The organism is Polymorphum gilvum SL003B-26A1, from assembly GCF_000192745.1.
Classification (GTDB): Bacteria; Pseudomonadota; Alphaproteobacteria; order Rhizobiales; family Stappiaceae; genus Polymorphum; species Polymorphum gilvum.
This window is the reverse complement of sequence record NC_015259.1, coordinates 519,386-538,341: the sequence shown is the minus strand read 5'-3', so window position 1 is coordinate 538,341 and position 18,956 is coordinate 519,386. Positions and strand designations below refer to the sequence as shown.

At 62.6% G+C, this 18,956-nt stretch carries 24 protein-coding genes; 8 read left to right on the top strand and 16 right to left on the bottom strand.

Annotation, left to right across the window (positions count from 1 at the left end; all coding sequences use genetic code 11):
* Positions 1 to 501 (top strand): hypothetical protein, encoded by a 501-nt coding sequence (locus SL003B_RS02620; protein ID WP_041375333.1) that lies wholly within the window; start codon positions 1 to 3, stop codon positions 499 to 501.
* Between the two features lie 2 nt (positions 502 to 503).
* Positions 504 to 3,272, top strand: coding sequence for a DEAD/DEAH box helicase (locus tag SL003B_RS02615; protein ID WP_013651273.1), 2,769 nt, complete (start codon positions 504 to 506; stop codon positions 3,270 to 3,272).
* Here the strand turns inward: SL003B_RS02615 and SL003B_RS22610 are convergent.
* From SL003B_RS22610 to SL003B_RS22210, 4 genes are all read right to left on the bottom strand, one after another.
* On the bottom strand, positions 3,247 to 3,837 hold the full coding sequence (locus SL003B_RS22610) for a recombinase family protein (RefSeq protein ID WP_041375772.1): 591 nt from the start codon (positions 3,835 to 3,837) through the stop codon (positions 3,247 to 3,249). The genes SL003B_RS02615 and SL003B_RS22610 overlap by 26 nt on opposite strands.
* A gap of 44 nt (positions 3,838 to 3,881) precedes the next feature.
* On the bottom strand, positions 3,882 to 4,100 hold the full coding sequence (locus SL003B_RS23205; RefSeq protein ID WP_013651272.1) for a hypothetical protein: 219 nt from the start codon (positions 4,098 to 4,100) through the stop codon (positions 3,882 to 3,884).
* Positions 4,097 to 4,717: an acyl-homoserine-lactone synthase gene (locus SL003B_RS22605; RefSeq protein ID WP_242390320.1), complete on the bottom strand. Its 621-nt coding sequence runs from the start codon at positions 4,715 to 4,717 to the stop codon at positions 4,097 to 4,099. Before SL003B_RS22605 ends, SL003B_RS23205 begins: the two co-directional genes overlap by 4 nt.
* A gap of 93 nt (positions 4,718 to 4,810) precedes the next feature.
* Positions 4,811 to 5,620 (bottom strand): helix-turn-helix transcriptional regulator, encoded by an 810-nt coding sequence (locus tag SL003B_RS22210; RefSeq protein WP_242390319.1) that lies wholly within the window; start codon positions 5,618 to 5,620, stop codon positions 4,811 to 4,813.
* Positions 5,621 to 5,906: 286 nt separating this feature from the next.
* Between SL003B_RS22210 and SL003B_RS02600 the strand changes: the two genes are divergently transcribed.
* Genes SL003B_RS02600 through SL003B_RS02585 form a run of 4 tightly spaced genes read left to right on the top strand, consistent with a single transcriptional unit; the run spans position 5,907 to position 8,534 of the window.
* Positions 5,907 to 7,502 carry a type IV secretory system conjugative DNA transfer family protein gene (locus SL003B_RS02600; RefSeq protein WP_083812031.1) on the top strand — a complete coding sequence of 532 codons (1,596 nt, stop codon included), beginning with the start codon at positions 5,907 to 5,909 and terminating at the stop codon, positions 7,500 to 7,502.
* A 15-nt stretch (positions 7,503 to 7,517) separates the two neighbouring features.
* A complete protein-coding gene (locus SL003B_RS02595; RefSeq protein ID WP_013651269.1) occupies positions 7,518 to 7,907 on the top strand; it encodes a hypothetical protein in 390 nt (129 codons plus the stop codon).
* Positions 7,908 to 7,956: 49 nt separating this feature from the next.
* Positions 7,957 to 8,208 carry an AbrB/MazE/SpoVT family DNA-binding domain-containing protein gene (locus tag SL003B_RS02590; protein ID WP_013651268.1) on the top strand — a complete coding sequence of 84 codons (252 nt, stop codon included), beginning with the start codon at positions 7,957 to 7,959 and terminating at the stop codon, positions 8,206 to 8,208.
* Positions 8,202 to 8,534 carry a type II toxin-antitoxin system PemK/MazF family toxin gene (locus SL003B_RS02585; RefSeq protein ID WP_013651267.1) on the top strand — a complete coding sequence of 111 codons (333 nt, stop codon included), beginning with the start codon at positions 8,202 to 8,204 and terminating at the stop codon, positions 8,532 to 8,534. The genes SL003B_RS02590 and SL003B_RS02585 overlap by 7 nt, the downstream gene beginning before the upstream one ends.
* Before the next feature lie 51 nt (positions 8,535 to 8,585).
* Here SL003B_RS02585 and SL003B_RS02580 read toward each other — a convergent pair whose 3' ends face one another.
* From SL003B_RS02580 to SL003B_RS02565, 4 genes are all read right to left on the bottom strand, one after another.
* On the bottom strand, positions 8,586 to 9,200 hold the full coding sequence (locus SL003B_RS02580) for a plasmid pRiA4b ORF-3 family protein (RefSeq protein WP_013651266.1): 615 nt from the start codon (positions 9,198 to 9,200) through the stop codon (positions 8,586 to 8,588).
* Between the two features lie 82 nt (positions 9,201 to 9,282).
* Positions 9,283 to 10,980, bottom strand: a complete 1,698-nt coding sequence (locus tag SL003B_RS02575; protein ID WP_041375331.1) for a relaxase/mobilization nuclease domain-containing protein — start codon at positions 10,978 to 10,980, stop codon at positions 9,283 to 9,285.
* Positions 10,970 to 11,521, bottom strand: coding sequence for a plasmid mobilization protein (locus SL003B_RS02570; protein WP_242390318.1), 552 nt, complete (start codon positions 11,519 to 11,521; stop codon positions 10,970 to 10,972). The genes SL003B_RS02575 and SL003B_RS02570 overlap by 11 nt, the downstream gene beginning before the upstream one ends.
* Positions 11,522 to 12,031: 510 nt before the next feature.
* Positions 12,032 to 12,244, bottom strand: a complete 213-nt coding sequence (locus tag SL003B_RS02565) for a hypothetical protein (protein ID WP_013651263.1) — start codon at positions 12,242 to 12,244, stop codon at positions 12,032 to 12,034.
* A gap of 390 nt (positions 12,245 to 12,634) precedes the next feature.
* Between SL003B_RS02565 and SL003B_RS23500 the strand changes: the two genes are divergently transcribed.
* Positions 12,635 to 12,799, top strand: coding sequence for a hypothetical protein (locus SL003B_RS23500; protein ID WP_158306621.1), 165 nt, complete (start codon positions 12,635 to 12,637; stop codon positions 12,797 to 12,799).
* Positions 12,800 to 13,073: 274 nt separating this feature from the next.
* On the opposite strand, the gene SL003B_RS02560 is transcribed toward SL003B_RS23500, so the two are convergent.
* Positions 13,074 to 13,439, bottom strand: a complete 366-nt coding sequence (locus SL003B_RS02560; protein WP_013651262.1) for a hypothetical protein — start codon at positions 13,437 to 13,439, stop codon at positions 13,074 to 13,076.
* 239 nt (positions 13,440 to 13,678) lie between these two features.
* On the opposite strand from SL003B_RS02560, the gene SL003B_RS02555 reads away from it, so the two are divergent.
* Positions 13,679 to 14,236: a hypothetical protein gene (locus SL003B_RS02555; RefSeq protein ID WP_013651261.1), complete on the top strand. Its 558-nt coding sequence runs from the start codon at positions 13,679 to 13,681 to the stop codon at positions 14,234 to 14,236.
* 36 nt (positions 14,237 to 14,272) lie between these two features.
* On the opposite strand, the gene SL003B_RS02550 is transcribed toward SL003B_RS02555, so the two are convergent.
* From SL003B_RS02550 to SL003B_RS02520, 7 genes are all read right to left on the bottom strand, one after another.
* The gene (locus tag SL003B_RS02550) at positions 14,273 to 14,779 is read right to left on the bottom strand and encodes a hypothetical protein (protein WP_013651260.1); all 507 of its coding nucleotides are present in this window, start codon (positions 14,777 to 14,779) and stop codon (positions 14,273 to 14,275) included.
* 68 nt (positions 14,780 to 14,847) lie between these two features.
* A complete protein-coding gene (locus tag SL003B_RS02545) occupies positions 14,848 to 15,141 on the bottom strand; it encodes a DUF736 domain-containing protein (protein ID WP_013651259.1) in 294 nt (97 codons plus the stop codon).
* A gap of 471 nt (positions 15,142 to 15,612) precedes the next feature.
* Entirely contained in the window at positions 15,613 to 15,798 is a 186-nt protein-coding gene (locus SL003B_RS02540; RefSeq protein ID WP_148259238.1) for a hypothetical protein, read from the bottom strand.
* Between the two features lie 78 nt (positions 15,799 to 15,876).
* Entirely contained in the window at positions 15,877 to 17,718 is a 1,842-nt protein-coding gene (locus SL003B_RS02535) for a ParB/RepB/Spo0J family partition protein (protein ID WP_013651257.1), read from the bottom strand.
* 56 nt (positions 17,719 to 17,774) lie between these two features.
* Entirely contained in the window at positions 17,775 to 18,137 is a 363-nt protein-coding gene (locus tag SL003B_RS02530; protein WP_013651256.1) for a DUF2958 domain-containing protein, read from the bottom strand.
* Positions 18,134 to 18,364, bottom strand: a complete 231-nt coding sequence (locus SL003B_RS02525) for a hypothetical protein (protein ID WP_013651255.1) — start codon at positions 18,362 to 18,364, stop codon at positions 18,134 to 18,136. The genes SL003B_RS02530 and SL003B_RS02525 overlap by 4 nt, the downstream gene beginning before the upstream one ends.
* Positions 18,365 to 18,367: 3 nt before the next feature.
* A complete protein-coding gene (locus tag SL003B_RS02520; RefSeq protein WP_013651254.1) occupies positions 18,368 to 18,673 on the bottom strand; it encodes a hypothetical protein in 306 nt (101 codons plus the stop codon).
* Between the last annotated feature and the right edge of the window lie 283 nt (positions 18,674 to 18,956).

Genomic DNA, 18,956 nt, shown 5'->3' with positions numbered 1-18,956 from the left:
ATGAAACAGGTGCTCGACAGCGTCTGGCAGCGGCGGGGTATCAGCTGGATTTGGGACGAGGATGCCTTCTCGACCGTCGCGAAGGCGAACCAAGTTTACAGCCTGCGTCAGCTGATGCGCGCCACCAAGTCCTGGCCGGACGATCTGCCGAGCAACGCGGGAGACACACTCGTTGTGGCGGGCCTCGATGCTTGCCTCGACCTGCTCACTCCAACTGACGCGGAGGCGTGGTTGGGAGGAGCACTCAAATCAGCCATCCTCTCTTTCCAGGATGCTTATGACGGTCAAGCATCGCTGATTTTCTGGCTGCCGAACGGTCAACGGCGGATGCCGATTGACCTCGCAACGGATGCTGTTCGGTGGCGCTGTTCCGCTCCGTCTTCGGGTGAGCTGATCGATTTCGGACGGGTTCTATGGGGCGAGGCTCGTGAGTACCCGCAGGAAATTGTCCTGAGCCAAGGCGGGAAGCCAGTCGGCCTGTTTCATTTGAGAATTACCTGAGCATGCAGATGGAACAAACAGCCTTTGGACCTGGCGAGAGAATCACCCACTTGGACTTCGGCGCGGGCGTGGTGCTGGAAGCTCCCCGCGACGGATACCTTCGCGCGTTTTTCAGCATCGGAGAGCGCCGGGTACCCCTTGCCAGCATACAGAAGGAGATGTCCCGCACAGAGCGTATTCTGCGCTCGGTAGAGGGAACTGCGGAACGGGCGCGTTCGGTGTGGCTGTCCTACGAGGCCCATGCCCTGCCGGTGATGGAGAGCGCCTCGGCTTTGACATCGGCGCGGATCGACCTTCTCCCTCATCAAGTCGTTCTGACGCATCGTATCGCGACGGCGTCACCCCGCCGGTTCCTGATTGCGGATGAAGTCGGGCTCGGCAAGACAATCGAAACGGCCCTCGTCTTGCGCGAGCTCGCGAGCCGGGGCGAACTCGACCGGGCCTTGATGGTTGTGCCTGCTGGCCTTGTGAACAACTGGCACCGTGAATTGAATGAGGTGTTCAATCTGGACTTCGAAGTCTTCGGGTCTGAAGGGGATATCACGGACCGTAAAACAAATGCTTTTGCCAAGCATGACAGGCTCATTGCCAGCATTGACACACTCAAGCGACCCGCCCGCATCAAGCGCCTTCTTGAAGCGCCCCCCTGGGACTTGGTCGTCTTTGACGAAGCGCATCATCTGACCGCGTATCGAACGGGTGGAAAGGTCAGAAAGACCGAAAACTACAAGCTTGGTGAAGCCCTGAAGGGCCACACCCGTGATCTCCTCCTGCTATCGGCTACGCCCCACCAGGGCAATCATTTTCAGTTCTGGATGCTCGTGCAGCTTCTGAACCCCACGCTGTTTGGAAGCCCAGAGGAGATGCTTGAAAACCGGCACCGCTTGAACACGGTCATGTTCCGGCGGACAAAAGCCGATGCATGCCGTCCGGATGGTGATCCCCTTTTTGCACGGCGGTGGGTGCATACTGAGTCGTTCCTGATGGGGGACGAGGAACGGCGCTTCTATGAGCGTCTGCGGGAGTATCTTGAGGACGGGTTTGATCTCGCCAAGCGGAAGGGGAACCAAGGTCGAGCCCTTGGCTTCCTCATGGCGATTTTTCAGAAGATTGCGGCTTCCAGCTTCGCAGCAGTGCGAAGAACCCTCAAGCGACGCATGTTGATGCTTACACTGCACGAGGCCCTGCTTCGCGACAAGGAGCTCGACATCGAGGGCCGTGAACGCTTGTTCGATGAAGCACGGGAGCTGATCCATGCCGAATGGGGCTTCGACAGGGATCCCATCGGCAGAAGCGAAGTCGACAGGATAATGGCCGATTTGAAGTATCGGCTGGCAAAGAAGCTGGACGAGGAAGCGCTTGAGATGGCCTCTGATCCCTATGGGTCGGAGTTCGCTTCATCGCATATGGAAGATGTCGCCTCGGCTGCGATTGACCTGCACCTTCCAGAAGAGCGGCTACGTATTGCTGACCTGCTGTCTGTCTTTCCCCTGCAGCGCGAGACCAAGGTACAGAAGCTCCTCGATGGGTTAGGCACGCTCTGGCGCCAGAACCCGAACGAAAAGATCGTGATCTTTGCGACGTATCTTGGGACTGTGGACCTCCTTGCACGCGAGATCGAGGCGACCTACCCAGGACAGGGCGTCGTCGTCCTGCGTGGTGGGGATCACGGGGCGAAAGCAGCTGCCGAACGTCGGTTCAAATTGAAGGACGGGCCGCGAGTTCTTGTTTGCACCGCCGCGGGGCGGGAGGGCATTAACCTGCAATTTGCCCGCATCCTGTTCAACTTCGATCTGCCTTGGAATCCGATGGACATGGAACAGCGGATTGGCCGCATTCATCGGTACGGGCAGGCGCATACTGCTCAGGTCTATAATCTGGTTCTATCCGACACGATTGAAGGCCGCATCTTCCTTCTGCTGGATGACAAACTGACTGAGATCGCGAGAACGCTCGGAAAGGTCGATGATCAGGGCAACGTCGCGGAGGACCTCCGCTCGCAGATTCTGGGACAGCTCTCGGAACGCCTGAATTACGATCGGCTATATCAGGAAGCCCTCGGCGATCCCGAACTGAAGCGGACCGCCGTGGAGCTCGAAGCAGCCCTTGCCAACGCGCGCGAAGCCCGAGAAGTCGTCTTCGATCTGTTTCAGGACCTCGAAGGCTTTAGTCTTGACGATTACAAGCCGTTCGCGGACGTCTCTACCGGCCTGGAGCGGCTGGTAGAGTTCTTGTCGGCCGCACTCGCCGACAGGCATCTGCGTATGGCAAAGGTCGATCCCGAAACCATCGATTTGGTCACGGCAGACGGTTTACGACGCACACGATTTACGCTTAGTCGAGAGGTCGCAACGTCATCTGAAACTTGTGACCTGCTTGGTCTCGATCATCCTGCCGTCCAGGAAGAGCTGGGTCGTTGGCGCTCTCTCAGCCCAGAGAATCTGGGGGTAGCGCTATCCGGCAATGGCACGGGGCAAGCGGTGCTTTCTTTGTGGCTCGTCGAATCGACAAACAGCCATGGCGAAAAGCGTACGACAATCCAACCGATCGCGGTTGGGATTGACGGCACGCGGGTCCCGGCCATCGAGCGACAAGTCGATCAATTCCTCCAGCTTTCCCCGGTACGGCCGGCACTGACAGTCGAGCGCAGGCTTGAGATCTTTAGCCAGATCGTAGAACCGTCGCTACAGAGAGAGCTCAAGCACAAAGGCACTGCTAGCGGTGACGGCAGTTACTCCGCAGAGCTCATCGGCTACGCGGAGATTTCTTGAACACTGCGGCTTCGACGGAAATTGTGACAAAACGCGAAATCGTTGAGCGATGGACATTAAAGAGGCGCGCAATGTCTGCTTGGGATTGCCCTTCGCGTAGCAGTTTATGCACCGCATGCTGCTGATCGCGTGTGAGAGCCCGGCGGCGACCCAGACGACGCCCCTGCTCGCGGGCATGGGCAAGGCCAGCACGTGTGCGCTCCCGGATCATCTCCCGTTCGAATTCTGCGACGCTGCCTAGCATCTGCATCATCATTCGACCGGCTGGAGTTGTGGTGTCGATTGCCTCTGTGAGCGAGCGGAAGCCCGCAGCCGCAGCATCAAGTCGCTCCATAATCCGCAGAAGGTCCATCAGGGAGCGAGAGAGGCGGTCGAGCTTCCAAACTATGACGACATCGCCTGGCTGCACGCTTTCCAAGAGCTTCTGAAGCGCGGGACGATTATATCGCCCTCCAGACGCGGCATCTTCGAAGATAGTATCGGCACCTGCTGCCTTGAGGGCTGCAATCTGAGCAGCCGTGTCCTGACCTTCAATCTTCGATACGCGGGCATACCCGAAAATCAAGCGCCTAAAGTCCCCATATTCTGCAACAAGTATTCGCAACCGAATTAAACAATATCATCAATATCTTTTCGATTGTTGCAAAAACGGTCGTTTTTGATTGGCACGATCACAGCCTCTAGTGCCTTTGCCGTATCGTCAAAGCCGCTTCGACGGGCTTGGTCGGCGAGATACCCGATACACCAAGCAAGACGCTCGGCTTCAATGCCGGTCGAAAGTGCGTTGTCATTGGGCTCGGATGCCGGCCACTCGGTATCATGCGTCATGCCGCCACCCTTTCGTAGCGCAGTTCACCGAGGTTGCAGATGATCGCCCCCGTCGCGCCCGCCCGCTTACGGACGCGCGCCAGATATTCCGGCGACACGTCAAGCCACTCCGCCGCTGCCGTATCCGTGCCAGTTTCCAGTGTTCCGCCAAGTCGGACCGGGTTCCACCCTGCACGGCGCATGATGGGCTCCATGCGGATGTCGGAAACCGATACATAAGCGCGAAGCCCCGCGTATAGCCCGAATTCGAGCATTCCGGCCATAAGGATGGCGGCGATGTTGGTAGGTGCGGTAGCCTGGTCTGCACAGAACCTTGTACTCTCCCAGATCTCCTGTTCTCGGGGAAGCGCACCATGGACCAGTTCCGGAAACACATCCGCCAGCAGGTAAGGCCCTGTCGTCGGAAGAAGCCGGGTGCAAGCATTTATTCGGCCGTTTGGGCCTGTGTGAACCAGGTAATGAGCATCTGGAAGGTCGAACTGATCGAGCTCCAGACCATTGACGACATTAACGCTCCAGCCTAACCGCTCCCGGAATACTGTTCGGCGGAGCTGATGCATTGATGCAAGTTCATCCCAGTGTAAGTGAGCGTTTTCGCCAGAAATGATAGTGAGCATAGAAATTTCCTTCCCAAAATTGACTCAGGAAAGGAAAACAGATTATCGCGATCCGCACACCCTACCCACTCGGGTAGTTACCGATGAGTAAAGTCATGGATCGATCAGGCCAAGCCGAACGGCCTGAATGATAATTTCATGGCGTGAATAGGTCCCGAACTTGGCTCGTATGTTCTTGAAGTGATATTTGACAGTTTCTTCGGATATACCAAGTATCAAGGAAATCTCCCATCTCGTTTTGCCGTTTGCGAGCCAAATCAGGCATTCTCGTTCACGTGGTGAAAGGCTGATTGGGCTGCGGCCACATCGACCTAACGCCATCAACTCCCGTGCCAGATTGTGGAAGATAAGGGAGATGAGATGAACGTCCTCTCCGTGGTGATGGAGCATGCGGGCCAAGCGACGGGTTTCTTCCTCAGCAACCATGGAAATCATGGCAAGCGAACCGTACGCTCCATGCACCGGGATGCCCAAACCCTCACCAAGGCCAAACTCTTCTGCTTCCGCGAAGAAGCTTTTCTGCTCGTCTGTCGGCTCGATCCCGAACGACATGCTGCTCCATGTGAACGGCAAAAGCCGCTCAGGGCCTTTGAGAATGACCGGATCAATAAGGTGGTAGCTGCTGTCAATGTAATGGTCGCGCCAGGCGTCAGAAAAGGTGGTGAGGATCACCGGCTTCTCATCTGGCAAGGCTTCCGCACGAATTACTTGGTAGGCCCACTCCCGAAAGCCAAGCTCAGCCAGCACCTTTGAGAATAGCTTTTCCAGCGCAGCGAGGTCCGTTACCGCGCGCGACTGATCGAGAAAATCTAGAACCGCTAATTTTATGTCTGGATGCCTCCATAGCTCTTTTGTCTTATGGAGGAAGAAAAAAGGAAAGCTACCGTCCTGCGATGGGAGCAAATTATCACATTGAATTGAATACTATAATTTGCAGCCTTGGGGTCAGAAGTTGAAATTTTCAAGCTACCCGTTCGGGTAGGTGAAATATTTAAGCTCGATATCCAAAAATAGGTATGGAGCGTTGCCGACCCTCTTTTGGCAAAGTCGTCAATCGGGAAACGCGACGATCAGGATCGGCAACACTTCCATTATTGTACCAAACCCTTTGGAATTCCACACGTCAGTTAAAGTAATTTCTGAATGCCGCATAAGCCTTTGGCAAAGTCAATTACCAAGGGAACGCACAATGGGGCATTTACGTCTGTTGTGGCGGCTCGTCAGGCTTGTCCTTGTAGAGCTGCCAATCTGTCTGCTTATTGCAGCACTTATCTGGTCCATCATCGAAAATCTAACTATCGGAAGTGACCGGCTGTTCGTGCTTGGCACGGCAGGGGCATTCGCCGGCGTGGCGATCGTCTTCTTCGCCAGCCGCCTCTTCCGCCAACCTAGTGATGCGCACGGCACGGCCGCGTTTGCGACGCCGACCGAGATCCGACACGCGGGCCTTCGGTCTCGCGGCGTCATCCTCGGCAAAAAGGGGGGGCGCTTCGTCCGCTTCGCCCGGCCAGGCCACCTGCTGACCTTTGCACCAACCCGCTCAGGCAAGGGCGTCGGCGTCGTCATCCCCAACCTGCTCGAACATCAAGGATCGGTGGTGGTGACAGACATCAAGGGAGAGAACTACCGCATCACGGGGCGGCATCGCGGCACGCTCGGGCCGGTACACGCGTTCGCGCCTTTCGATCCGGAAATCGAGAGCGCCTGCTACAACCCGGTCGAGTTCATCCGCACGGGCACGGTCAACGATGTGGACGATGCGCGGCTGATCGCCGAAATGATCGTCGCGCCCGAAAGCCACGAGCCGAACCACTGGGAGCGCGAGGCGCGGGTGCTCGTCACCGGCCTGCTGCTCCATATCGCCCAAGACCTGCCGCCCGGCCGCCGGAACCTGCGCGAGCTGCGCGTTCTTCTCATGCGGTCGCGCGAGGGCTTCGATGGCGTACTCGCCGGCATGGCCGATGCCAAGCACCCTATCGTGCAGCGGATCGCGCAGGGGTTCTCGCAGAAAGAGGACAAGGAGCGCTCGGCCGTCATTTCGACGGCGCAGACCCGGACGGAGGTGTTCGACAGCCCGCAACTCGGGGCGATCACCGGCCGCTCCACCTTCCGGCTGGAAGACCTGAAGAACGGCGTCATGTCGGTCTTCCTCATCATCCCGCCCGAGTATGTCTCCGTCTACCAGCCCTTCCTGCGCCTGATGGTGGGTCTCACCACGGCCGCCATGACGCGGAACAAGCGGGTGCCCCGGCATCCGGTGCTGTTCCTGCTCGATGAGCTGCCCGCCCTCGGGCCGATGCGCCCCATAGAGGACGGCATTGGCTATCTGGCCGGATATGGCGCGCATCTGTGGCTGTTCGTCCAGGACCTCGACCAGCTCCAGAAGACCTATCGCAAATGGCGCTCGATGATCGCCAACTGCGCGGTGCGGCAAGCCTTCAACGTCCAGGACAGCGACACCGCGCTACTGCTCTCGGCGATGCTCGGCCAGCGCACGGTGACGGTTTCCAGCGGCGGCAAGAGCGGGCGATTCCCGTTCCTAGCGCTGGCGTCGAACTACAGCGAGCACCACAGCGAGATCGGACGGCCGCTGCTGGCGCCCTCCGAAATCATGCTGCTGCCGGAGAGCTGTCAGCTCCTGTTCGTTCAGGGCTGCCGGCCGATCCTGGCGCAGAAGCTCCGCTACTTCGAGGAGCGTGTATTCAAGGGGCGCTGGACGCCGTGGCGGATGGAAGCAGCAGAGGACGATCCCGGCGCGCTCATATCCGCCGACATGATGAAATAGCGAAAGGACGAAAGGATGAAATCGTTCAATAACGATATTGGCGCGTATGCCTTCCTCGGCCTACTCGTCGCCACGGTATGGGCCATCCCGCTCGCTGTGTTCCTGCACCGCGACGCGCATGGAAGTCCGATGGAACTGCCCCGTTGCCTCGAAGCGCGCACTTTGGATCAGGTGCGAGCGGCTCTCGAAGCTCAGGGCAACCGAACCGTTCTCGGCCTCTACGCCGCCACGGAAGTCCGTAGCGGCGCCAACCGCGATTACCGGCGTTGCATGGCGACCGTCGTGACCGACGACGGGGAAGCGCATATCGGGTTCACCATTGGTTGGCACGACCGCCGGAATGGCATCCCCTTCTGGGCGGGGGACGGACTGCCGTCGTCGCGGCAGTCCGTGTCGAAGCATTGACATGCGCGCTTTTAGTAATTACATTGTGATTACATAGGAGGATATGACGATGAAAGTGAACCTGGTTCCGATCGGCAATTCCAAGGGCGTGCGGATTCCAAGCTCGGTCATCAAGGAGTGCGGCTTCGGCGAGCAGATCGAGATGCGCGTCGAGCACGGCATTGTCGTGCTAGCGCCTGCCCGTCGCACCCGCGATGGCTGGGACGGCGCGTTCGCGAAGATGGCCGCCGCCAAGGACGATGCCCTGCTTATCCCCGATACGATGGAGCATGACTGGGATAAGGAGGAATGGGAGTGGTAGCGGATGTCCGACGGTACGACGTATATCTGGTAAACCTCGACCCCACGCTGGGGTCGGAAATCAAGAAGACCCGGCCTTGTCTGGTCATATCGCCGGACGAGATGAATCGGCACATCCGGACGGTCATCATCGCTCCCATGACCTCCGTGCGGCGGGACTATCCGAGCCGCGTCGATGTCACCTTCCAGCGGAAGAAGGGACAGGTGGTTCTCGACCAGATACGGACAGTGGACAAGGCGCGCCTCGCCAAGCATCTCGGGCGCCTGCCGGAGCCGCGTTGTCGCGAGGTCGCCGGCGTTCTTCAGCAGATATTCGCCTACGAATAATCGCGCGAACAATGCAGACGTGAGCCGACGGCCACGCCACGTCCGACAGGGTCATGGCTGATGGAACCCCCAGCCCCGCTCTCCGTACAACGCGCAGACCGCACCAATCAGCGCGTTCGCCTGCGACAAGCTGAACACCTCCGGCTCAAAGCCGCCCGCCCAATCCACCATGTCCCGGTGTTCCGGATGGTCGGTATCGGCCAGCGCATCCAGAAACTCCGGATAGCGGTAGACGCCTCCGCAATCCTCAGGAGGACATGCGCGCTCGCCGGCGACACAGCGAGCCAGATGGCGCGCGGAGGCGGGCGCGGAAATATCCTCGACCGTGACAAGGTGCTTCCAGTTGTCGCCGAAATCGTAGACGTAGAGGAACTCCATTCCCTTGGAGAGGATCGCCCCCAGCGTTTGCTTCCGCTCGTCCGCATATCCGTCCTCCGGCCCGAGCTTGTCGTTCTCCGGCACCTCGAAGCGCTTTCCCTCGATCTCGAACATGTGCAGGTGGTAGTCCTGCCAGCCCATGGCCCCTTGCAGGACGGCATGAAGTTCCCGCAGCGTCAGCGTGCCCGGAACAATGATGCGACGCCAGATTTCCGGCTCGATGCCGATTATCTGAACCTTGATCTGAAACGCCGCATTCGCGGCGGCGCGTTTTCTCTTGATGGGCATGCACTGCTCCCCCTTTTCTTGTCGTCGTCAATCCTGCCGGCCGGTTCGGAATCTGCGATGCAGATGCCGCGCGACAGGATGCTCACTTATCGAACAGGCTCAGGTCGAGCCCGAACGCCCGTCCCCGTTCGCGTTTGCGCTCCCGCTCCAGCCTGCGCTCCTTGGCCAAGCGCCAGGCACGATGGAGTTGCTCCCGCCGTTCGTCCGACAGTCGGCTGCGCTCGATGGCCTTCTCGGTCACGCGCGACAACGCCCGCGCACGCGCCTTGATCTTCTCCAGCATGGTGTCGCGCAGCACCTGCGGGCTACCGGCGATCTGCTGTAGCAGCTCGTAGTCCCGTATCGACTGCTTCACCCGCCGCCGCGCCTGCTCGATTTCCGAGCGCGTGTGCTCCAGTCGGTTTCTGGCGTCCCGCCACCGGCGCCGGCGTTCGATGATGTAGCGATAGTACCGCCTGGCTTCCTTGCGGTCCGCCGTCCGCGTATCGCCCAGCCGCATGCCGCGCACCGCACCGAGGATGAAGGGGTCCTTCTCGATCATCCGCTCGGCGTCGCGGATGCCGAACTTTTCCTCCAGGTCATCCCAGACCGCGCGGGCCTTGGCAGCGTCGCGGTAAACCTTGCCGAGGATGTCGTTGAGGCTGCGGTCGCGCTTGCCAAGCCATGCCTCGTCGCGGGGCACCTGCTTCTCGGCGAAGGAGTGCTGACGCTCGGCATAGCGCACCTTACCGGCGGCCGACCGATAGGACGCCTCGATCTGGCCCCAGTAGCGGAAGTCCATGTCGGCCTCGTCGAACCGCCGCACGGCCGCCTCGGCCGGATCGCGGTCGGGTTCCTCGGCGAACATGCCCTCCACCGTCCGCCGATCGCGCGGCGCCATGCCCGACGTGTCGGGTGTCGGCTCCTCCTTGCCCCGCTCCCGCTGCGCCACGCGCGCGGCCTGCCGCGCCATGTGGTCGTCGAAGCTCTCCGCGAAGCGTTCCTCCAGGGCATGGAAGCGCACGCCCTTGCCCATGTCGGAGAGCTTTGCGAAGCGCTCGCCGTCGGTGAGGATCAGCCCCTGCCCCTTGCGCTCCAGGGTGACGCCCTTGTCGGCGAGCCGCTGGGCCAGGTCGTCCCAATCGCGGGCGCGGATGAAGTCGTCCTTCAGGCGGCTGCGCAGGTCGGCAATGTCGTCCTTGGCGAAGGGGATCTGCGCCTCGCGCTGCTCCCGCCGCGCCTGCCAATATTCGGCGTCGGAGACCGTGGGGCCGAAATCCTCCACCACATCGCGGCCGAGATCGCGCTCGTACTCGCGGTTGCGCAGGATGTTGAGGCCGTGCTCCCGCGCCAGCTCCTGCACGATGCCGGTCAGCCGCCGCCCGTCCTGGTGCCGGTCATAGGCGACGTGCTTTTCGGGATGCACTCGGTTCACCAGAAAATGCAGGTGGGGGTGGTCGGTGTCGCGGTGGCTGTAGACCAGGAGCTGATGCTCCGTCAGGCCCATCCGCTCGATGACCTGCTGGGCCACCTTCCGCTTCAGCTCCGGCGTCACCTTCCCGGCCGCCGCGTCCTTCGGGTCGAAGGTGATCATGAAATGGTAGGCCGGCTGCTTGCACCGCGCCGACTGCTGGGCGGTCGCGTCCATGACGGCCGCTGCCGAGCGCGGGTCGTCGGTATGCAGGTTGCGCCGCTCGACGAACTCCACTCGGTCGGGGGTGAGCCCCTTCACCCGGCCTGCAAGATAGAGGGCGGAGGCCCGGAAGCTCTCTGGCTGGCGCTTCGGGACCTTAAAGCGCATCCCGCCCGTCTCCCGGATCGGGTTCCTTGCCACCGTCCCTGGCCGGACGCTTCACCGCCTTGTGGACCGGCTCCAGGACGCGGCCGAGGATGGAGAGGGTCTCCTCGACCTCCCCGGCGTCCAGTTCCTTGCCCATGTTGGCGCGCCGCGCCATGGCGTTGACCATGTGCCCGGCACCGTTGATCTCCTCCAGGTGCTCCTCGATGAGCGGCGTCAGGTCATGGCGGTCTGTCACCCGCTCGACCAGCTCGCCACCGACATAGCGCGCCCACTGCGCGTAGGTCGCCTCGCCGGTGGCGTCCTCAAGCTGGGAGAGGTTCGTGGCGATGGAGGACAACTCGTAGAGCAGCGCCGACATCATCCGGTCCTTGACCGGCTTCGGCTTCGGCCGCCGTCCCGTCAGGGTGGCGCGGGCGTACTCGGCAAGCGTCACGCCGGCCTCGGCGGCGGCTCGGCGAAGGTCGTACATCTCGGTCGGGGAGAGTCGAACGTTGAGGGTCTCGGAGCGCCTGCGCTGGGGATCGAGGGTTGGCCGTGCCATGGCTCAGATGCCCCCTGTCCCGGTTGCCTCGCAGAGCAAGATGGCTGCCGCTTGAGACCCCGTCAGTGGGTCGAATGCGTGCGCTGTTGGGTGGAAGAAACTCCCGTCAGGCCGGTCGGCGAAGCCGCGGCCGGTGTCGGGGCGGCAGCCTCGACGCGGGAGTTTTTGTAACACAACATCCATCTTGCCTCCCCCCTGTGGCACACGCTTGCGTACCCACTTATGGGGTCGGGCAGAAGCAGAAAAGGAATTCACGAAGGAATCACAGGCTACTAGCGCCAGTGATGGACAAACGGAAATTAACAGAATCAACCCGACACCGCAACGGCCAACACTGCACAGCAGACAACAACACTCAGCAACTCGCAAGCGCAGCACGGGGCTGCGCCGCGCCAGCGGACAGGGAAGCAGGCGCGAATGCGCCGCGATCCAGCCGCTGTGTGGGTTTCGGTCAAACGCCAATTACCCCGCTGGCGGTTACGCGAGCGGGGTGAATAGAGCGAGGTTGCGTCACGCCGCGCGGAGCCATCTATCGCGGTCGTCGATGATCCCCGTCACGCACCCGATTGGGCTCAGGCCTCGTTCGAATGCAGCAAGAACCGTGGCGTAGTCATCGGCGTCGATGTCCCCGCCAGTCTCGATGAGGTGCAGGTCCTCGACCTCAATGATGAACTCGTCCCAGGTCAGTTCGTAGTCGGTGTCGATGGTGTGCAGGGTGTCCATAGCTTGCCTCCTTCTGTTGCTGTGACCGCAACCGCGGCCTTCCATGGGCAACGTGAGGCGTCGGCTGAGGCGTCCAGACGCACCCGAAGGGCGAAGCGCAGCGGTAGACGGCGACGCTCGACTTTCTTGGAGCGCAGCGACCGCGAGGAAGGCGCCATAGGCGCCGGGGAAGAAAGTCGAGCAGCGCCGTTGCGGCGGACGCCGCCGACGGCAGTTTGCCCAGTCAGGAAGGCCCGCATGGTTGCGTGAACGGGAAGGACGGCAAGCCCACCCCGCAGACCTAAGAAGCGACAGACTGGCTGTAGCGATGTCAGCAGGTAGGTTAGCGCGCACCCCCATAAGACAGCACGAAACTCGAAAGCCACATGACCAGCACGGGGGGCAGCCCAGATGCAGGACTACTGCCTGACGAGGGGACAAGAAAATCTGACGCTCTTTCGTCTGGCCAACCAGCAGCGACGAGCACGGGCGCGCAAGATCAAGATTATGGCGCTGACAGCGTTGATCCTGCTGGTCGCTGGTCTCGCCGTCAGCGCCGTAGTTTGGATAACGTGAGATGATGCGGATGGAAGACAAACGCCCACTTACTCATCGTCAACGTTTCATCAGTGTCGCCAGAATGATTGCACTGTCGTGCCTGATAGGTGCGATGGCGGCGGGAGATGAATCGGCCAGGCTCCTTTTGGGCCTTATTGCAGCGGTCGGGCTTGCTTGTTGTGTTGGTGCAAGCTGCGCGAAGCCGCTTGATTAACGAGTCGTACCGCGTCGTCTTGGCAACATGACAAAGCCGCCCCTGGAGCCGGGGCGGCTTCTGCCGTTTCAGCGGTGACTACCACCATGATGTGTAGAACACCGTCTTCCCGTCAGCGATGGCCGCACGGGCTTTTGCGATGAAAGCGAGGTCGAGCTCGGTCTCGTCGGGGCGTGAGGTTCCGAAGAAGAACCCCTCGGTGTGCGGCAGTGCCTGATGGCGAATGTCCCGCTCCAGCTGGTCGAGGTCTTCAGCGGTCAGCGCGACATTCACGCAGTTGAAGTCGGCGTCGGTGCCGCCCTTGGCACGGTAGAGCTGTTCCATCCAGCCGTGCAGGTTGGGGTGTTTGCGCCAATAGGCGAGTTCGGTGGCGTTCTCAGTGGTGAAGTCCACTGCGGCCGCGACGGGCTCGGCGGTGGTGAAGGCGTACATATCCAGTCCCATGAGGGTCTCCTTTCGGTCTTTGGTTGCTCGTCCTGATGGACGCGACCGAAAGGGCGGACGGCATCAGCCGCCGCCGTCCTGACCAACACGGGCGGCCTCGCCCGCTGGCGCGGGCAGGTCATGGACGGCAAGACGTCGTCCGCCAGGGAAGCGGACTCTCCGAAGGGCGGGCAACGGACCGGGAGATGCTATGGTGGACGGGCTGCTGCCTTCAGCGCGGCCGGAATCGGATGCAGAGGATGACCAACGTCGAGAACCTGAACCGCCTGATCGGGCGCGGGCTGCCAACCACGGTGGCGATGGACGTTGACGCCGGGCGGCTCGACGAAGAGTTCGAGGTGGCGTTATGGACGACGCGCCGCGAGGCCGAGAGGTGGGCCAAGGACGCCGCGAACAGGTCTGCTGCGTTCACGCCGGTCTGGGATTTCGACCCGGCACGGTTCTACCTGGCGTTCGATGGCGAGAGGCCGGACACCGTCGATGGTGCGGCCCTGACGGTGATCGAGGTGACGGTGGGCGAACTGCACGGTGCGCTCCAGCACGGAAGCGGGCGCGACAAAGACCCGTGGTCCATACGCTATTGGGAGAAGACCGCCGTCATCGCGTACCGTTGGGCACGGGGGCTGGCGGTCACGCCGCCGCTGATCCGCCCGTTAAACGGCGAGGTTGTCATCGCTGGCGGCATGCACCGTTTCCACCTCGCGCGGCACTACGGGGCGCAGACGATGCCCGTGCTGCTAAGGCGGGAGGAGCTGGCAGAGGTGGTGCGGGTTCTGCCATCGGCGCGGGCGCTGTAGCGCCCGACCGAAGTGCAGACGTGCGAAATATCCGCCTCAGTCGAGGCGGACTTCCAGTTGGTCGATGCCGTTCCACGGGCGCTCGGTGATGAAGTAGCCAAGCCTGTTGACGAAGTGGCAGCCGGAGAGAAGCCACAGGCTGTCGTCCTCGCCATCGACGATGGTCCAGACGCAGGCCGGGTCGGCGGCGGCGACGGCATCGAGTTCGGGGCCGAAGGTCTCGAACATCAGCCCGTCGAAGGGCGCGGCGGGGCGCAGGGTGTTGCGAATCGGACGGTAGGCGTCGCGCCAGTCGTCGTGGCTGACTGTGGGTGCAGGCGGCGTTGGCTCAGGATTGCTCGCTTCTCGGGCAAGCTCCTGAAGGGCGAGCTTGAAGCCGGTCGCGATGCCGTCGGCTTCCTTCCATGCATCCCAGTCGTCGGGGTCGTCGCTGTCCTCGGCGGCGGCGAGGCGGCGGTCGGCGTCTTCGGCGATGCGTGCGGCCTCGGCGTGGAGGCGTTGCATATGGATGTCGGTCAAAGTGATCATGATGAAATCGTCCATTCGTTAAATCGTCAAACTATTGAGGGAGGCAGCGCCGCCCGCCGTGGGGCGGGCGGCGCTGCCTGCGGTCAGCGGCTCCAGATGAGGGCGAAGCCTTTGTCCTGCTCGACCAGGTTGGCGTAGATCGGGGCGGCGAAGCTCGGGTCGTCCAGCTTGACCGAGATGTACTCGTTGCCGCCCTTGGAGGTGCGGTGCCAGGCCGCGCCGATCTCGACAGCGCCCGCCTTGACGCGGAAGTCGGGGGCGGCGTCTGCGGTTTTCTCGACGCCGGTGATCGCGACCTTGGTGGCTTTGACGCCGAGGGTCTGGATGGTGCCGGTGAAGCCGCTGTCGGTCTTGGTGAAGGTGCCGATGGTTGCCATGATGAAAGTCTCCTTTGTTTGGTTCTGGCGGTCGCGCCCATCGCGACCTTTCCATGGCCCATGACGGAGACCGTCGAAGCACGGACCCGCACCCGCAGGGCGAAGCGAAGCGGCAGACGGCAGGCGGGCTGTTTCTTGAAGCGCAGCGCCCGCGAGGAATGCGGCGAAGCCGCAGGGGAAGAAACTGGCCGAGCGCCGTTGCGGGGACGGGCGACGGGATCAGATGTGGCCATGAGAGGAAAGGACGCAGTTGGGCGGCTGATCCGCGCCAAACAGAGGGCAAGACGCACTGGCGACCTCGGCCCCTTCACCCGACACGCGGCCAATCGGCCTCCGTCCAAGTCACGGCCTCCGGCCAAATCGCATCACCTGTCCAACGAGAAACCGCCCCGCCCCTTGACGGGAGCGAGGCGGCGATGTGGGTCGGCTCATGGCCGCGCCGTCTCTCAATGCGGCGAGCGGGATCTTAGGTCAGCGCGGCTCCGACCCGCTTCGGATCGCCCTCACGATCCAACCTGCAATGAGCAGGATGAAATACAGCCCCACGGCTGCGAACGGACCGACGAAGAGCACCGCGATGAAGGCGTCGGCACTGCTGGTGCTTGTGCTGACGAAGGCTGCGAAGATGATGAGCGCGATTGTGACGATAATGGACATGAGGCACCTGTCGAACGAAGGATCGAGATTGAGGAAAGAACGAAGCCCGCCCATGACGGGCGGGCTTCGCGGGACGGATCAGGCCGCGTGGGCGGGCTGAACGTCCTCGGCGACGGCGGGCGTGGGAGCACCGTCGCCTGTCTCGTTCTCGTCCTCGGCCATCCCGTCACGCTGACAGGGCTGGCCGTCTTCCACCACGGCGGCACCGAAGCGCATGGCCTCGGGAAGCCAAGCATTCGCGCGCGCCTTGAGGTCGGCGGCGATCAGCTTGTCATCGGCGGCGCTGCGCTCGAAGTGACGGGCAAGGGCAGCGGCAAGTTGCGTCTTGTTGTAGTCCTTGAGCGCCCCGAGGCGGCTCACCGCGCCTGTCTCCTTGGCGATGGCCTCCAGCTGATCCTTGCGGCGGCGCGAGAGGAACGCCTCGTCGGGGCACCAATGATCCCGCATCGACACCCCGAGATCGCTGGCCACACGATTGAACAGGCTCGCCCCATCATCGAGCGCGTCCATGTTCCCCTGACCGAAGGTCAGCGTGGTCAACAGAAGATGCAGCGCATCGAGCGCGGCATCATCGAGGGCGGCCACGGCCTCGTAGAGCGCCAGCGGCTCCTTCTGGGGGCGCAAGAGCGTCTCCCATGCCCCACGGTCGGGCGCGGGATATCGGCTGGTGAGCGTAGCGGCAATGTCGAGCGCCTCCATCACCGCCTGCGCCGCGCCTTCCACCTTGGCGTAGGTGTCGGGCTGGGCATCCTCGCCCGCGAAATATCCCAGCGCGGGATGGGCATCCAGCCGCGCCCGCGCCGTGAAGTCACAGGCATTCAGCATCGTCACCACGGCCACCTCCCGCGCCGCGCGGGGGTTGGCCAGAAGCCCTGCCATGACGGCGAGCGACTTGTGGGCGGCGACCATGCGGATGACCGCGCCCGTATATTCGGGCTTCTCTTTCGGCGAGGCAGGATGATCGGCGGTGTCCTCTGCCACGCTCGGGCGCACCTCGCGGCGCGTCAGCCCTTCCCGCACCTCGACACGGCCTGACGGCTTGAAGTGGATTACCACTCCGCCCGTCTCGCCCGCTTCGGCGTCGGCCTCCCGATACTGCCACCACGCGGCGTAATTCTCGGTCAGGATGTCCACGAAGGCGGCACCCGCCTCGCGGTGATGCGCGACCAGCGCCTCCACGGCCTCGGTCTGGAGCCGAAGGAACTGCTCGGCATCGTCGAAGATGGTCGCGTCCTCGTCCGCGAACAGGTCGGACGTGGTCGTGCCTTCATAGCGTTCCAACGGAAAGATCGCGAGCGACAGGGCGGGCTTCTCGCCCGTCAGCCAGTCGCGGATGTCGTCGGCATCGTAGCGATAACCGCTGTCCAGCCGCTCGATGACGGCGCGCTGCTGCTCGGCACTGCCCAGCGTCAGCGCCTCGGCGGCGGCGAGGGTGATCTCTCCCTCCCGCACCCGCGCCTTCACCTCATCGGTGAGGCTCGCCAGCGCCACGCGGCGCTTGACGGTCAAGACCGACACGCCCGCTTTCGCGGCCACGTCTTCGAGGCTCGCGCCCTGCCCCAACAGAAGGGCGAAGGCTTCGGCCTCGTCCATTGGCGGCAGCTGCTCGCGCTGGATGTTCTCGACGGTGGCCAGACGCAAAGCGTCGGCCTCGGTCAGATCGGCGCGCACCTCGACGGGCACGGGATAGTCCTTCCCGATGTCGCCACGCTCCACCAGCAGGGCAAGCGCGCGCCAGCGCCGTTCGCCCGAGACGATGCGGAACTTCCGCCCGTCCTCGCGCACGACAAGGTTTTGCAACAGGCCGTCCGCCTTGATCGAGGCGGCAAGCCCCTCGATGGCGGCGGCGTCCATGCTGCGGCGGGGATTGGCACCCTCGGCAAGGGCGAGTTTGGAGAAGGTGATGGTTTCGATGGTCATGGGTTTGTTTCCTTTCGATTGGGTGAGCGCCCGCGCCGTGACGCGGGCGCGGGTTGTCAGGCGCTGATGCGCCCGTGTTCGTTCGCCTCGGCGGCATAGGCCGTTAGGCTCTTGGTCGGCTTGAAGTGGAGGTCGCGCTCGATGGTCAGCCCAGCGGGACCACGGATGGCGGCAAGCTCCGACAGGCGAACGCTGCCCAATTCGGGGCATCCGAAACCAAGGTCGCAAAGGCCGAAGGCCATATCCTCGTCCTCGGGGTCGATCTCCGTCAGGAGCCACGTCGCTGCACCCCACGGGCAGAACAGCTTCACCACCGGCCAGAAGTCCTGCGTGTTGCCGTCCTCGGCGATACGTTCGGCATTGGCGCGACCGTTGGCCAGCATGCGCGCACGCTGGCAATCCGTGAGAAGCGGCATCATTGCGCGGCCTCCCGTCCATCATGGTCGGTCAGGCGCATCGTGTCGGTCACCGACACGAACAGCGGGCGGATGGTATATGCGCCCCCCTGCTCGTTCACCGCGCAGATAGCGGCGGCGGGCTGGCCGTCCGCAAAGCAGGAGAATAGGGCGAAGTTGGCATATTCGCCGCTGGTCAGCGCCTCGAAGGCGGCGCGGTGTTCGGGGGTGATGTTGGTGAGGCTGGCCATGGGTCAGCCCTCCACCGTTGCGGCCTCGGCGGCGCTTGCCGCTTCGGCCTCGCGGGCGGCGTCTGCCGCCTCCACCACATCGCCCCAGCTGGTGAACAGATACTCGCCGCTGGCGACGTCATAGACGATGGTCGGCGCATAGCTGTCGCCCATGTTCACATAGAGCGCATCGGGCACCGCGCGCGGGTCGATGCGCCGGGTTTCATCGAACCACAGCGCTTCCACGCCATGGCCACCGGCCAAGGCGCCGACACCCTGCAAATGGTTCTCGGCGCGCTCCAGCCGTTTGAGTTGGGGAAATCGGTTCATGTCGTCATGTCCTCCGTCGAGTTGTTCGGGTCTGCGAAGGACACCCACGCCCCGCGCATTACCCTCTGCCCAGCGGCGAGCGACGACAGGAGAACCAGTGACCATGAGGGCAGCAGTCGCTCTGGCGGCGTCGCGCCGACTGCGCCGGGCTCCCGGGGGAGCCGCCCCGCAGGGGGCATCCGGCCAACACGGGAGGGCGGCGTCAGCCGCCCGAATGGAGCGGGCAGGCCGGACGGCGACCTTGGGATGTGCGCGTGGTGAGCATCCTGCCCGATGTCGGCTT